The organism is Gemmobacter caeruleus, assembly GCF_008271655.1.
Taxonomy (GTDB): Bacteria; Pseudomonadota; Alphaproteobacteria; order Rhodobacterales; family Rhodobacteraceae; genus Gemmobacter; species Gemmobacter caeruleus.
In genome coordinates this window covers 1-13,518 of the sequence record NZ_VKKX01000053.1, presented here as the reverse complement: position 1 = coordinate 13,518, position 13,518 = coordinate 1, and the positions used below count along the sequence as shown (strand labels likewise).

The 13,518-nt window shown below is 66.8% G+C and carries 12 protein-coding genes and 4 tRNA genes; 11 read left to right on the top strand and 5 right to left on the bottom strand.

Annotated elements, in window-relative coordinates:
• Nucleotides 1–590: 590 nt before the first annotated feature.
• Both FOA17_RS18100 and FOA17_RS18095 read left to right on the top strand, forming a co-directional pair.
• The gene (locus FOA17_RS18100; RefSeq protein WP_149142922.1) at nt 591–1,496 is read left to right on the top strand and encodes a DUF533 domain-containing protein; all 906 of its coding nucleotides are present in this window, start codon (nt 591–593) and stop codon (nt 1,494–1,496) included.
• Between the two features lie 80 nt (nt 1,497–1,576).
• Nucleotides 1,577–2,509, top strand: a complete 933-nt coding sequence (locus FOA17_RS18095) for a DMT family transporter (RefSeq protein WP_149142921.1) — start codon at nt 1,577–1,579, stop codon at nt 2,507–2,509.
• Here the strand turns inward: FOA17_RS18095 and FOA17_RS18090 are convergent.
• A complete protein-coding gene (locus tag FOA17_RS18090; protein WP_149142920.1) occupies nt 2,468–3,322 on the bottom strand; it encodes a dioxygenase family protein in 855 nt (284 codons plus the stop codon). The genes FOA17_RS18095 and FOA17_RS18090 overlap by 42 nt on opposite strands.
• A gap of 164 nt (nt 3,323–3,486) precedes the next feature.
• Between FOA17_RS18090 and eno the strand changes: the two genes are divergently transcribed.
• A complete protein-coding gene (eno, locus tag FOA17_RS18085) occupies nt 3,487–4,764 on the top strand; it encodes a phosphopyruvate hydratase (RefSeq protein ID WP_149142919.1) in 1,278 nt (425 codons plus the stop codon).
• A 101-nt stretch (nt 4,765–4,865) separates the two neighbouring features.
• The gene (gene tgt, locus FOA17_RS18080; protein ID WP_149142918.1) at nt 4,866–5,996 is read left to right on the top strand and encodes a tRNA guanosine(34) transglycosylase Tgt; all 1,131 of its coding nucleotides are present in this window, start codon (nt 4,866–4,868) and stop codon (nt 5,994–5,996) included.
• Nucleotide 5,997: 1 nt separating this feature from the next.
• Here tgt and FOA17_RS18075 read toward each other — a convergent pair whose 3' ends face one another.
• Entirely contained in the window at nt 5,998–6,555 is a 558-nt protein-coding gene (locus FOA17_RS18075; protein WP_149142917.1) for a hypothetical protein, read from the bottom strand.
• A gap of 245 nt (nt 6,556–6,800) precedes the next feature.
• On the opposite strand from FOA17_RS18075, the gene lon reads away from it, so the two are divergent.
• From lon to FOA17_RS18055, 4 genes are all read left to right on the top strand, one after another.
• On the top strand, nt 6,801–9,206 hold the full coding sequence (lon, locus tag FOA17_RS18070) for an endopeptidase La (RefSeq protein WP_149142916.1): 2,406 nt from the start codon (nt 6,801–6,803) through the stop codon (nt 9,204–9,206).
• Nucleotides 9,207–9,339: 133 nt separating this feature from the next.
• The gene (locus FOA17_RS18065; protein WP_162528321.1) at nt 9,340–9,786 is read left to right on the top strand and encodes an HU family DNA-binding protein; all 447 of its coding nucleotides are present in this window, start codon (nt 9,340–9,342) and stop codon (nt 9,784–9,786) included.
• A gap of 18 nt (nt 9,787–9,804) precedes the next feature.
• Nucleotides 9,805–9,879, top strand: a tRNA-Val gene (locus tag FOA17_RS18060).
• A 252-nt stretch (nt 9,880–10,131) separates the two neighbouring features.
• A tRNA-Val gene (locus tag FOA17_RS18055) sits at nt 10,132–10,207 on the top strand.
• Here the strand turns inward: FOA17_RS18055 and FOA17_RS18050 are convergent.
• Both FOA17_RS18050 and FOA17_RS18045 read right to left on the bottom strand, forming a co-directional pair.
• Entirely contained in the window at nt 10,195–10,806 is a 612-nt protein-coding gene (locus FOA17_RS18050) for a TetR/AcrR family transcriptional regulator (protein ID WP_149142914.1), read from the bottom strand. The two genes, FOA17_RS18055 and FOA17_RS18050, sit on opposite strands and share 13 nt — an antisense overlap.
• 123 nt (nt 10,807–10,929) lie before the next feature.
• A complete protein-coding gene (locus FOA17_RS18045; RefSeq protein ID WP_238991884.1) occupies nt 10,930–11,121 on the bottom strand; it encodes a hypothetical protein in 192 nt (63 codons plus the stop codon).
• A gap of 143 nt (nt 11,122–11,264) precedes the next feature.
• On the opposite strand from FOA17_RS18045, the gene FOA17_RS18040 reads away from it, so the two are divergent.
• From FOA17_RS18040 to FOA17_RS18030, 3 genes are all read left to right on the top strand, one after another.
• Nucleotides 11,265–12,203, top strand: coding sequence for a pirin family protein (locus FOA17_RS18040; RefSeq protein ID WP_149142912.1), 939 nt, complete (start codon nt 11,265–11,267; stop codon nt 12,201–12,203).
• A gap of 112 nt (nt 12,204–12,315) precedes the next feature.
• Nucleotides 12,316–12,392 (top strand) — tRNA-Asp (locus FOA17_RS18035).
• A gap of 31 nt (nt 12,393–12,423) precedes the next feature.
• A tRNA-Asp gene (locus FOA17_RS18030) sits at nt 12,424–12,500 on the top strand.
• A gap of 46 nt (nt 12,501–12,546) precedes the next feature.
• Here FOA17_RS18030 and FOA17_RS18025 read toward each other — a convergent pair.
• The coding region (locus FOA17_RS18025; RefSeq protein ID WP_203232353.1) for a hypothetical protein at nt 12,547–13,518 on the bottom strand (972 nt) is incomplete at its 5' end.

Genomic DNA, 13,518 nt, shown 5'->3' with positions numbered 1-13,518 from the left:
ATCAAGCACGCGGGCGCCTTGAAACCTGGGGTCTGCCGCCTGCGTTGCCACCATATGTAGTGGATCACGCCGCTGCGAGGTCAACCTGTCGCAAATTGCGAGTTCGGGCAATGGGAAAATTTGCCTCACCGGCCCTCATTATGTGTTGACGACAGGTTTACCCACAACCCATGGCGTTAAGGATTGATTCAGGGCGCGTGCCGCCCCCTGTGGATTGTTGCGGGGACAAGCGGTGCGTCGTTCCGGGTGGGTGGCGCAAATCCCTGTCATTTGGCAGGTTTGCCGGCAACGCCGCGCTGCGCGCGATGGCGGTGGATAAGCCCGGATCGCGCCCGGCTGCTACCATATGTTGTGGATATTCCACGCCGGACGAAATTTTGCATCGACGGGCGCCGCCGGCATCGCCCTAGCGGCTTCGGGGCGCGCGGGTGATTCTCGGCCACCTCCGACGCCATGGGCTGCCTTCCGCCGAGGGGGGAAACTGCCGCGCATTTCCCTCTGGGGAATGCGCCGGCTCTGAGGCAGGCTGGAACCGGGCCGCGGCGCGCGGTCGGCGCGGGCCGCAATGGCCGAAACGGAAAGGGTGCGAGATGTCCTTGGTGAAAACGCTGGCAAAGGTGGCGATCGGCGTCGCGGTGGCAAAGGGCGTAAGCCATATTGCCAAGAATGGCTTGCCGGGCAGCGGCGGCACGACAAAGACGGCCGCGACACGCCGCACGACGCAAAGCGCCCAGCCGGCGGGCGGCAGTGCCTTTGACGATCTGGTGGGGGAACTGGGTGGCACGCAGCGCAGCCGCAGCACGACCCGCCAGACCCTGCCGCAGGAAGGCGGCGGGCTGGGCGATCTGGGCGGGTTGCTGGGCGGCATGCTGGGCGGTGGCGCGGCGGCGGGCGGTCTGGGCAGCCTGCTGGAGGGGTTGACCGGCGGCGGTCAGACCAGCACGACCCGCAGCAGCAGCACCCGGCGCAGCACCGCACCGGCGGGCGGGCTGGAGGATCTGCTGGGCGCGGGCGGTCTGAGCGGGCTTCTGGGCGGCATGCTGGGCGGGGCGGGCGCGTCGGGGTCCGGCGCGGGCGGTCTTGGCGGCTTGCTTGACCAGGTGCTCTCGGGTCAGGCCACGGCCAGCGCCCCCAGCCGCGATCAGGAACTGGCGGCGGCGCTGATGCTGCGGGCGATGATCCAGGCGGTGAAGGCCGATGGCCAGCTGGATGCCGAGGAAAAGCGCAAGCTCATGTCGGCGCTCGACGATGCCAGCGAACAGGAGGTGGCCTTCGTCAATGCCGAATTGTCGGCGCCGGTCGATCTGGACGCGCTGATCCGGCAGGTGCCCGAGGGGATGGAGGCGCAGGTCTATGCGATCTCGCTTTCGGCCATCAACCTCGACAACCGGGCCGAGGCCGAATACCTGCACCGGCTGGCGCAGGGGCTGGGTCTGGGGCCGCAAGAGGTGAACGCGATCCACGATCAGGCCGGCGCGCCGCAGATCTACGGCTGAGCCCGATGCGGCGGCGGGCATGGACCCCGCCGCCGCTTTGGCCTAAGCCTCGGCCCTGCGGAACGGGAAGGGGCGGCGCCATGGGCGACAGCAAGGACAATCTGCGCGGCATCGTGCTGATGGTGGCCGCTATGGGCGGCTTCGCCATCGAGGACATGTTCATCAAATGGGCGGCGGCCGGTCTGCCCACCGGGCAGATCCTGCTGATGCTGGGCGCATTCGGCACCCCGGTCTTTGCCGCCATGGCCCGGGCCGAGGGCGGGCGCTTTTTCAGCCGCGATTTCCTGCATCCCGCGCTTTTGTGGCGCAATTTCGGTGAAATGGCCGGCACTTTCGGCTTCATCACCGCGCTGGCGCTGACGCCGCTGACCACCGCGACGGCGATCTTTCAGGCCGGGCCGCTGGCGGTAACGCTGGGGGCGGCGCTGTTTCTGGGCGAAAAGGTGGGCTGGCGGCGCTGGACGGCGATCCTTGTGGGCTTTGCCGGGGTGATGATCATCATCCGGCCGGGGCTGGAGGGGTTCCAGCTGGCCTCGCTCTGGTCGGTGCTGGCGGTGGCGGGGCTGTCGATCCGCGATGTGGCGACGCGGCGCATCCCCGAACGCATCACCACGGCGCAGGTCTCGGCCTGGGGTTTTGTCGCGGTGGCCGTGCTGGGGGCGATGATGCTGGCGGTGACGGGCGGGGCGCGCTGGCCCAGCGGGGCGCAGGCCGGCCATATCGGCGGCGCGCTGGTCTTTGGCATCGCCGCCTATTGGGCGATCACCCAGGCCATGCGGCGCGGCGAGGTATCGGTGGTCACGCCCTTCCGCTATTCCCGGCTGGTCTATGCGATGGTCATCGGCATGGTCGTCTTTGGCGAAAGACCCGATCTCTGGACGCTGGCCGGATCGGCGCTGATCATCGGATCGGGTCTTTACAGCTTTGCCCGCGAAAGGCTGCGCGCGCGCCGTGCCCGGCTGACCGAAGGCTCAGCCCCGCAAGGCGACGGTAATGTCAGCCCGATAGCCTGAGACCGGATCGCCGGTCATCACCAGCGTCTGCGCCGCCTGTTGCGCGGGCGTGTTGTCGCCAAAGATGCCGTCTCGTTCGAATGTCTGGCCTGCCAGCCGGGCCTGGCTGTCGCCATAGCGCGGGTCGGCATAGCTGGCCGCGCAGGCGGCGCGGGGCAGGGCGAATTGCGCGGTCAACTGCGCGTCGCGCCCCGCCACTGCCGCCGCGGGCGAGGTGAAGACTTCGAAATGCAGATGCGGCCAGCGGCCCTGGTAACAGCCCGGCAGGATCGTGCGAAAGGTCATCGCCCCCGCCGAATCGCTGATCTGAAGCCCGCGCAGATAATTGGTGTCGGGCAGGTTGTAGATGGAATAGCGCCCCTCGGCATCGCAATGCCAGAGATAGAGCGCCCGCCCCGCCAGCGGCGCGCAGGCGGCGTCCACATTCACCAGCCGGATCGTCAGAACCAGCGGCACGCCCTCGGCGCGGCCCTCCAGCCCGGCGAAACCCGTGCGCAGATCTTGGCGCAACACACCCTCTTGCCGCAGCACATTCACCACTTCGCCATTCTGGCGGTTGCTGCCATCGGCGGGGAAGGGGCCGGCGGTTTCCTCGGGCAAGAGGCGGCAGAGGCGGCCGTCGGCGCCGGTCGCGGTGACCTCGGCCAGCGCCCGTGCCCGGCTCAGCCCCCAGAGCGACAGCGCCCCCCCGGCGGCCAGCGCCGCCAACACCCCGCGCCGGCCGAAGCCGCGCCGCAGATCGCTGCGAAAATCGCCGTCACCGTCATGATCGGGCGCGGGGTCGCTGCCTTGCGAAGGTCTGTCATCCTGCATCGCATGCTCCTGTCTCGGGTCGCAATGCTACGCCCGGCGGGCCGGCTTCCGTCGGGGTTTCCTGCCGATTTCCGCCGCCCGCGCGGCCCTTCGCGCTTTCCTTGTGCCGCGACCTTGAGTAAACACGCCGCCGAGAGCATCTCTTCCCCCCGACGGAGGACCCCATGAGCACCATCATCGACATCCACGCGCGCGAAATCCTCGACAGCCGCGGCAACCCCACCGTCGAGGTGGACGTGACGCTGGAAAGCGGCGCCATGGGCCGGGCCGCCGTGCCCTCGGGCGCCTCCACCGGCGCGCATGAGGCCGTGGAAAAGCGCGACGGCGACAAGTCGCGCTACATGGGCAAGGGCGTGCTGGAAGCCGTCGCCGCCGTGAATGGCGAGATCGCCGAGGAACTGATCGGCTTTGACGCGACCGAACAGGTCGGCATCGACCGCACCATGATCGAACTGGACGGCACGCCGAACAAGGGCCGGCTGGGCGCCAATGCCATTCTGGGCGTCAGCCTCGCCGTGGCCAAGGCCGCCGCCGAATTCACCGGCCAGCCGCTTTACCGCTATGTCGGCGGCACCTCGGCCCGCGTCCTGCCGGTGCCGATGATGAACATCATCAATGGCGGCGAACATGCCGACAACCCGATCGACATCCAGGAATTCATGATCATGCCGGTCGCGGCTTCCAACATCAAGGAAGCGGTGCGGATGGGGTCGGAGGTGTTCCACACGCTGAAAAAGGAACTGTCGGCGGCGGGCCTTTCGACCGGGATCGGCGATGAGGGCGGTTTCGCCCCCAACCTCTCCTCGACCCGCGGCGCGCTCGACTTCATCCTGAAGGCGATCGAGAAGGCCGGCTACAAGCCGGGTCATGATATTTACCTCGCGCTCGACTGCGCCTCGACCGAATATTTCAAGGGCGGCAAGTATGAGATGAAGGGCGAGGGGCTGTCGCTCTCCTCGGCGGAGAATGTCGAATATCTGGCCAAGCTCTGCGGCGATTATCCGATCATCTCCATCGAAGACGGCTGCGCCGAGGACGATTGGGAGGGCTGGAAGCTGTTGACCGACCGTCTGGGCAGCAAGGTGCAGCTGGTGGGCGACGATCTGTTCGTGACCAATCCGCGCCGTCTGGCCGAGGGGATCGAGAAGGGCGTGGCGAATTCCATGCTGGTGAAGGTGAACCAGATCGGCTCGCTGACCGAGACGCTGCAAGCCGTCGATATGGCGCATCGCGCGCGCTATACCAATGTGATGTCGCACCGTTCGGGCGAGACCGAAGACGCGACCATCGCCGATCTGGCCGTGGCCACCAATTGCGGGCAGATCAAGACCGGCAGCCTGGCGCGGTCGGACCGGCTGGCGAAGTATAACCAGCTGATCCGCATCGAGGAACTGCTGGGCGAAGTGGCGGAATTCGCCGGTCGGTCGATCCTGAAAGGCTGAGGCCGCGACCGGATTTTCGTCGAAAATCCGACAAGGCAAATTTTCACCGAAAATTTGCGGGCGCCTGTGACGGGCGCCCGTTCGCATGAAGGGGCCGGGACATGGTTCAGAAGTTTTCGTTCACGCTGAACGCCACCGACGGGCGCGCCCGCACCGGCGTCATCTCCACCCCGCGCGGCGAGATCCGCACCCCGGCCTTCATGCCCGTCGGCACCGCCGCCACGGTCAAGGCGATGTTGCCCGAAAGCGTGCGCGCGACCGGGGCCGATATCCTGCTGGGCAATACCTATCACCTGATGCTGCGCCCGGGGGCCGAGCGGATCGACCGGCTGGGCGGCTTGCATCGTTTCATGAACTGGGATCGGCCGATCCTGACCGATTCCGGCGGGTTCCAGGTCATGAGCCTGTCGGATCTGCGCAAGCTGACCGAAGAGGGCGTGACCTTCCGCAGCCATGTGGATGGCTCAAAGCACGTTCTGACGCCCGAGCGCAGCATGGAGATCCAGCGGCTTCTGGGCTCTGACATCGTGATGTGTTTCGACGAATGTCCGGCCCTGCCCGCGACCGAGGAGGCGGTGGCGAAATCCATGCGTCTGTCGATGCGTTGGGCGAGGCGGTCGCGCGATGCCTTTGGCGACCGTCCGGGCCATGCGCTGTTCGGCATCATGCAGGGCGGTGTCACGCCCGAGTTGCGCGCCGAAAGTGCCGCGGCGCTGCGCGAGATCGGCTTTGACGGCTATGCCGTCGGCGGTCTGGCCGTGGGCGAGGGGCAGGAGGCCATGTTCGGCGTGCTGGACTATGCGCCGGGCTATCTGCCCGAGGACAAGCCGCGTTACCTGATGGGCGTAGGCAAGCCAGACGATATCGTCGGCGCGGTGGAGCGTGGCATTGACATGATGGATTGCGTGCTGCCCTCGCGGTCGGGGCGCACCGGCCAGGCCTGGACGCGACGGGGGCAGGTGAACATCAAGAACGCCCGCCATCAGGACGATCCGCGCCCGCTGGACGAGGCCTGCACCTGCCCGGCCTGCCACAATTACAGCCGGGCCTATCTGCACCATGTCTTCCGCAGCCAGGAGATCATCGCCTCCATGCTGCTGACCTGGCACAACCTGCATTATTATCAGGACCTGATGCAGGGCTTGCGCGAGGCGATTGCCGGCGGGCGGCTGGCGGCCTTTGTGGCCGAGTTTCACGCGACCCGCGCGGCGGGAGATATCGAGCCGCTCTGATCTAGCAGGCGATGACGCGCAGGTGCAGGGTCAGCCCCGGCAGGGCGCTGTTGATGAACAACGGATCGACCGGCCCCGGCACCACCGCCAACCCGAGCGCGAGGCCCGCGCCCAGCGGCAGCCGGGTCTCCAGCACGCCTTCGGGCAGGACTTGCCAGACCGGCGCGTGACCCAGCCGTGCGGCCAGCAAGGTGGAAAGCGTCTCGTGCGCGAAGGCGGCGTGATCGGGCAGGGCCAGGATCAGCGCCGCGCGTTGCGGGGTCAGTTGCGCTCCGGCCAGATGGCCGGGATGGCGCAGCCAGGTCTGGCCCTCGGGGCCCCCCCGCGGGGCGAAACCCGCGATTCCGTCCAATGCGCCCTGAAAGCTGCCTTCGGTCAGCAGTTGGTCGATCAGCCGGGCGGCCAAGAGGCCCGGCAGGGCCCGGCGGGCGGCGCGGCTGCGGTGCAGGGCGGCCAGCGATGCGCCTGCACCTTCGGCCATGCGCGAGGCGACCCCCGCAACCACGGCGCCCGCGGCCTGCGCGCCGGCCATCCGCCGCTGAATGCGCTGTGAAAACATCACCTTCACCCCTTATTGTCTTGCACCCGGCAACGCTGCAATTCGACTGTGGCACCAATAGGGCGCCGGCATGGCCAGCCCGGCCCCGAATGCCGCTGCGACGCGATGCCCCCGATCCCGTCGAATGTGAACGAGGCCAAGGTTGACACTCCGGTAACAGCCCCCCAGATATGAAAGCCGAAGAAGGGGGAGGCCGGGCTGCCGATGGTCGGGGCCACGACCCTCCCGCCATGAAGGAAACGCGAATGAGCGATCTCAAACCCCAGGGACATCCCGTCCTGCCGCTGCGCGACATCGTGGTCTTTCCCCACATGATCGTGCCGCTGTTTGTGGGCCGCGAAAAATCGGTCCGCGCGCTGGAGGAGGTGATGGCCGAGGACCGGCAGATCCTGCTGTCCAGCCAGATCGACCCCACCGTGGACGAGCCGAGCGCCGAGGGCATCTATCGCACCGGCGTGCTGGCCAATGTCTTGCAATTGCTGAAACTTCCCGACGGGACGGTGAAGGTGCTGGTCGAGGGCAAGACCCGCGTCCGCATCACCGAATTCCTGTCGAACGAGTCGTATTTCGAGGCCCGCGTCGCGCCGCTGGACGAAGCGCCCGGCGATCAGTCGGTGGTCGAGGCGCTGCTGCGCAGCGTGGCCGAGGAGTTCGAGCGTTACGCCAAGATCAAGAAGAACATCCCCGAAGAGGCGCTGTCGGCCGTGTCCGACACGCGCGAACCCGCGCGTCTGGCCGATCTGGTCGCCGGGCATCTGGGGATCTCGGTCGCGCAGAAGCAGGAGCTTCTGGAAACGCTCGACGTGGCCGAGCGGATGGAGAAGGTCTATGGCCACATGCAGGGCGAGATGTCCGTCCTTCAGGTGGAGAAAAAGATCAAGTCCCGCGTGAAAAGCCAGATGGAGCGCACGCAGCGCGAATACTATCTGAATGAGCAGATGAAGGCCATTCAGAAGGAACTGGGCGATGGCGAGGACGGCCAGAACGAGCTGAACGAGCTGGAAGAACGCATCCGCAAGACCGAACTGTCGAAAGAGGCGCGCGAAAAGGCCGAGGGGGAGCTGAAAAAGCTCAAATCCATGAGCCCGATGAGCGCCGAGGCGACGGTGGTGCGCAATTACCTCGACTGGTTGCTCGGCGTGCCGTGGGGCGTGAAGTCGCGCGTCAAGAAAGACCTTGGCGCCGCGCAAAAGGTGCTGGATGCCGATCATTACGGTCTGGAAAAGGTCAAGGAACGCATCGTCGAATATCTGGCGGTGCAGGCGCGTTCGGCCAAGCTGAAAGGCCCGATCCTCTGCCTTGTCGGGCCGCCCGGCGTCGGCAAGACCTCGCTGGGGCGGTCTGTCGCCAAGGCCACGGGGCGCGAATTCATCCGTATCTCGCTGGGCGGGGTGCGCGACGAATCCGAGATCCGCGGCCACCGGCGCACCTATATCGGCTCCATGCCCGGCAAGATCATCCAGGCGCTGAAAAAGGCCAAGACGACCAACCCGCTGATCCTGCTCGATGAAATCGACAAGATGGGGCAGGATTTCCGGGGCGACCCGGCCAGCGCCATGCTGGAGGTGCTGGATCCGGAACAGAACGCGACCTTCGTCGATCACTATATGGAGGTCGAATATGACCTCTCGAACGTGATGTTCCTGACCACGGCCAACAGCTACAACATGCCCGGGCCGCTGCTCGACCGGATGGAGATCATCCCGCTGGCCGGCTATACCGAGGATGAAAAGCGCGAGATCGCGCGCCAGCATCTGCTGCCCAAGCAGATCGAGGCGAACGGTCTGAAAAAGGGCGAGTTCGCGGTCTCGGACGACGCGCTGAACCACGTCATCCGCTATTACACGCGCGAGGCCGGGGTGCGGAACCTGGAGCGCGAGATCGCCAAGCTCGCACGCAAGGCCGTGACCGAGATCCTTCAGAAGAAGGCAAAGACCGTGTCGGTGAATGAGGCCAAGGTGGAGGAATACCTTGGCGTCCAGCGTCACCGCTATGGTCTGGCCGAGAAGGAGGATCAGGTCGGTGTGGTGACGGGCCTGGCCTGGACCAGTGTCGGCGGCGATCTGTTGCAGATCGAGGCGCTGAAACTGCCGGGCAAGGGCCGGATGAAGACCACCGGGAAACTGGGCGATGTGATGAAGGAATCGATCGAGGCGGCCTCGAGCTATGTGCGCTCGATCAGCCCCGAGATAGGGGTGAAGCCGCCCAAGTTCGAGGCGATCGACATCCACGTCCACGTCCCCGACGGCGCCACGCCCAAGGACGGGCCGTCGGCCGGTCTGGCCATGGTGACGGCGATCGTCTCGGTGCTGACCGGGATCCCGGTCCGCAAGGACATCGCCATGACCGGCGAGGTGACGCTGCGCGGCAATGCCAGTGCCATCGGCGGGCTGAAGGAGAAACTGCTGGCGGCGCTGCGGGGCGGCATCAAGACCGTGCTGATCCCGCAGGAGAACGAGAAGGACCTGGCCGAGATTCCCGACAATGTGAAGGAAGGGCTGACGATCATTCCCGTGACCCATGTGCGCGAGGTTCTGGCCCGTGCCCTGGTGCGCGCGCCCGAGCCGGTGGAATGGGACGAAGCGGCCGAAGAGGCGGCCGCCATCGCCCGCGCCAAGGGCGAGCCGCAGACCGGCCAGACGGCGCATTGATCGCCCCCTTGGGGCCATGCAGACGGGCGCGGGCGCAAACCCCGCGCCCGTTTCGCTTTTTTCGGGTCCGGTGATTGCGCTGCGGCAAATCCGGCCTATTGTTGTTCCCAATCACGAAACAATGAGGGGCGGCATGGCCACGAAACTCTCGGATGCGAAACCGGCGGCACCGAAAACCCGCAAGACCACGACCGGCGTGACGAAGAAAAAGGCCCCCGCGCGGTCTGTGCCCAAGGCCGCGCCGGTGGCGGCCGCGCCTGCGCCCGTCGCCATGCCCGAACTGGTGGTGAAACCCGCGGTCCCGACGCTGAAGCTCAAGGCCCTGGTGGAACAGGTCGCCGCTGCCACCGGCGCGCGGAAGAACGGCCTCAAGGAAACGATCGAGGCGACGCTGGCCATCATCGGCAAGGCGCTGTCCGAGGGGCAGGAACTGAACCTGCCACCCTTGGGCAAGGCTCGGGTGGGCCGTCAGAAAGAGGCCGGAACCGGCGAGATGCTGGTCATCAAGCTCAAACGCGGCGGGGGCGAGAAAACGGCGAAAAAAGATGCGGTCGAGGGGGTTGCGGCCACCGAAGACTGAGGGTATTACCCCCGCATCGGGCGATTAGCTCAGCGGTAGAGCGCTTCGTTCACATCGAAGATGTCAGCGGTTCAAATCCGTTATCGCCCACCATCATTCCGCCGAAAGGCCCCGGATTTCCGGGGCCTTTCGCATTTCGGGCCCTTGCGTCACATTTCGCTCCTTTCGGCTGCGGCAGGCCGATCCCGCGTCTTTTTGCCCGAAATGCCGTGCCGATCGTCGATTCGAGATGTTCGCGGGCGCGGGTATCTGCGCCATGGGCCTGCGACCACGCATCATCGTTTCGCCTCTCGTTGCCACGAGAGAGGCTTGCCGGTCGCCGCGCGATCCGTTACTGCGGCGCGGGGGCGGTTAGCTCAGTTGGTAGAGCGTCTCGTTTACACCGAGAATGTCGGGGGTTCGAGTCCCTCACCGCCCACCATCCCCTTCGGCCACCTGTCGCGCGCCCAGCGTCATCGCGGTGACAAGCGCCGCGATCTCGTCGCGCAGCGCCTCTTGCGGCACGCCGATCAGCGTGTCGCGCAGTGACAGATGCACCACGCCATGCACCGCGCCAAACAGCGTGCGGATACGCAGGAGCATGCGCTCGGGCGGCAGGTCGGGGCGCAGCTTGCCCAGCGGGGCGATGATGCGGGCCAGCAGCAGCTGATGGTGCTGGCGATACCAGTCGGGCAGCGCCGGACCATGGCCGGGCAGGTCGAACAGCGCCAGCCACAGGTTGCGATTGGCCAGCGCGAAATCCAGATAGGCCCCGGCCAGCGCCTGGGTCAGCGCCTCGGGCGTGGGGGCGCGGGGCAGATCGGCGGTCAGGGCATCACCCAGCCGGGTCAGGGTGCGGGCATTCACCGCCAGCGCCAGCGCGCCCAGATCGTCAAACCCCTTGTATAGCGCGCCAAGCGCGCAGCCCGCGCGGCGGGTGATGGCGCGGGCCTTCAGCCCCTCTGGCCCGTGTTCGGCCAGTTCGGCCTCGGCGGCGTCGATCAGGCGGCTGCGCAGGGCGTCGATTCGGTCAGCGGACATGGGGCACCTCGGTTACGGGTCAATTCACGGGGGCGGTCAGCCGGATCTGGGGATGGTCGCCCGGCGTGCAACCCTGCGGCGCGATCCGGGGGTGGGGGCGTTGCGCTTTGGTTGCAGTCGGGATCAGACCGGCAGGCCCAGATCGCGGCACAGCCCCTCCAGCGCGGCAATGGACCCGGCATAGGCGCGGCCCGCCTTGGGAAAATCCACCGGCTGCTTTCGATAGAAGGCCAGCCAATGCGCCGCCTCGTCCACGGGATAGCTGTTGGACCACGCCCCCCGGCTGAGGGTGAAGCTGGTCCGATCATCTGACAATATCGCCTTCATCCGGGCGTTTTCGCGCAAGCGGCGGGGCAGGGTCAAGCCCAGCCTGCGCAGATGCACAATACCCGCGCGCGCAAGGCGGGTGACCGCGCGGCCCTTGCCGCCTATCTTTGCCACACAGACAGGAGGAACGGATGAGCTGGAACCCCATTCTCGACCCGCAGATCCCCATCGGCGATGCCGTCGATGCAATCGAAACCGTGATCGTCGCCCGCGCCCGCGATCTGGGCGGGTTCGAGGTGCGCCGGGCGCTGCCCTCGGTCGCGCGGCAGATGGTCGGCCCCTTCATCTTTTTCGACCAGATGGGCCCGGCCGAGTTTCTGACCGGGCAGGGGATCGACGTGCGCCCGCATCCGCATATCGGTCTGTCGACGGTGACCTATCTCTTGCGCGGGCGGATGCATCACCGCGACAGTCTGGGCACCGATGCCTGGATCGAACCGGGCGCGGTCAACCTGATGACGGCGGGGATCGGTATCACCCATTCGGAACGCACCGATGGCGAGTTGCGCCTGCGGCCCCACGGGCTGTTCGGGCTGCAAAGCTGGATGGCGCTGCCGAAGGACCGTGAGGATGACCCGGCCGCCTTTCACCATACCGCCCGTGCCGCCCTGCCGGAGCTGGAGGGCGAGGGCAAGCGCCTGCGCCTGATCCTGGGCCATGGCTGGGGCGAGCGCGCGCCGGTGCCGCTGGCCAGCGAGACGCTTTATGCCGATGCCGAGCTGGCGCCGGGCGCGCGGCTGCCATTGCCCGACGATCACGAGGATCGCGGCGTCTATGTCGTCGAGGGCGAGGTCAGCCAGGCCGGCACCGCCTATGGCGCGGGGCAGATGCTGATCTTCCGCCCCGGCGATGCGATCAGCGTCACCGCCGGGCCGCAGGGGGCGCGGCTCATCGTGCTGGGCGGGGCGACGATGGATGGCCCGCGCCATATCTGGTGGAATTTCGTGGCCTCCAGCAAGGAGCGGATCGAGGCCGCGAAAGAGGCCTGGCGCGCCGGAGACTGGGCGCATGGGCGGTTTTCCCTGCCGCCCGGCGATGATGCCGAGTTCATCCCGGCCCCGGAAAAGTGATGCCTTTCCAGTAATTTGCGCGAATCGTAAAAAATCCGCGCAAGGCCGCTTGACGCCGCCCGCGCCGCCCCGTAATAACCGCCCCACATCCGGGCGCTGGCCCGGGCGGCATGCGGTGGTAGCTCAGTCGGTTAGAGTACCGGCCTGTCACGCCGGGGGTCGCGGGTTCGAGCCCCGTCCACCGCGCCACCGCCCGCCAGCGCCCCGGATGTGTGATCGCGCGGTGGTAGCTCAGTCGGTTAGAGTACCGGCCTGTCACGCCGGGGGTCGCGGGTTCGAGCCCCGTCCACCGCGCCACTTCTGCAAAAGCCGCCCCTCGGGGCGGCTTTTTGGTTTCCGGCTGCTAGAGGCCGAGCGTCGCAAGCAAGTGCAGCAGCCAGACGAACTTTTGGGGATAGGCTGCCGCGATGGACTTCAGGACCGCAGCCTTGTTTAGCAGGATATCGGCGGCAGTGAGGACGGCAGGGTTGAACGGTGCGCCTGCAATTTTCTCCGCCGCCGTTTCCAGCGCTTTCGCGGCAAAGGTCTTCACGCTCCAACCCAGACCCTTGCCGGTTGCCTTGATCCCGCGCCAAAGACCATGGGCCAGCGCGGCCATGATATTGCCGAACGAATCCAGCAACCCTGCCGCAGCAATGGGGTCTTGCGGATCTTCCTGTGCCAGATTGCGCAGGTCGCGCAGCCGGGCGGGAATGGTCGGATCGACGCCGACCCGTTCCGCCAGTGCCGCTTCGATTTCGGCGATCCGGGGCAGGGTCTTGCGCAGCGTCTCGGGGTTTGCCGGGGTTTCGGCTGCCAGGTCGCGATAGGCGCGCCATTCGGGGAATCGTTCCAGATAAAGCGAAAGTGCGACGGCGAATTCCTGCAATTCCGCAACATCGTCTTCGGGCAGGGCGCTGTCGCCGGTGGCGCGGGCCAGCCGGATCACCCTTTGGCCATGGGTGCCGATAGCAATGGGCGATCCGCTGTCAAAAGCCTCGCCCAAGGCGGCGGAGAGGCGCGTCAGGGCGCGGCCGAGATTGGGCACATGATTGTCCACGCGGGGCAGGATCGGAGCGAGATCAGCCAGATAGTCGCGCAGCGTCTGCCAGCCCTCCCGCGCAAGTGCCCGGCCGGGATCGTCCAGCCCGTCGCCGGGGTCGAAAGGCCGCAAGACACCGTCAATCTCGACCACCTGCAACGGCGCGGTGAACCGCGCCGGGTTTGCCGGAGGCTCCAACTCCTGAGTAGGATGGAGCATCATGAGCAAGACGACGAACAAGTTTTCCCCTGAAGTGCGCGAGCGGGCGGTGCGGCTGGTCTTCGACAACGAAGG

Coding starts and splice junctions, on each gene's coding strand:
- FOA17_RS18100 (WP_149142922.1), top strand. CDS start 591: ATGTCCTTGGTGAAAACGCTGGCAAAGGTGGCGATCGGCGTCGCGGTG.
- FOA17_RS18095 (WP_149142921.1), top strand. CDS start 1,577: ATGGGCGACAGCAAGGACAATCTGCGCGGCATCGTGCTGATGGTGGCC.
- FOA17_RS18090 (WP_149142920.1), bottom strand. CDS start 3,322: ATGCAGGATGACAGACCTTCGCAAGGCAGCGACCCCGCGCCCGATCAT.
- eno (WP_149142919.1), top strand. CDS start 3,487: ATGAGCACCATCATCGACATCCACGCGCGCGAAATCCTCGACAGCCGC.
- tgt (WP_149142918.1), top strand. CDS start 4,866: ATGGTTCAGAAGTTTTCGTTCACGCTGAACGCCACCGACGGGCGCGCC.
- FOA17_RS18075 (WP_149142917.1), bottom strand. CDS start 6,555: ATGTTTTCACAGCGCATTCAGCGGCGGATGGCCGGCGCGCAGGCCGCG.
- lon (WP_149142916.1), top strand. CDS start 6,801: ATGAGCGATCTCAAACCCCAGGGACATCCCGTCCTGCCGCTGCGCGAC.
- FOA17_RS18065 (WP_162528321.1), top strand. CDS start 9,340: ATGGCCACGAAACTCTCGGATGCGAAACCGGCGGCACCGAAAACCCGC.
- FOA17_RS18050 (WP_149142914.1), bottom strand. CDS start 10,806: ATGTCCGCTGACCGAATCGACGCCCTGCGCAGCCGCCTGATCGACGCC.
- FOA17_RS18040 (WP_149142912.1), top strand. CDS start 11,265: ATGAGCTGGAACCCCATTCTCGACCCGCAGATCCCCATCGGCGATGCC.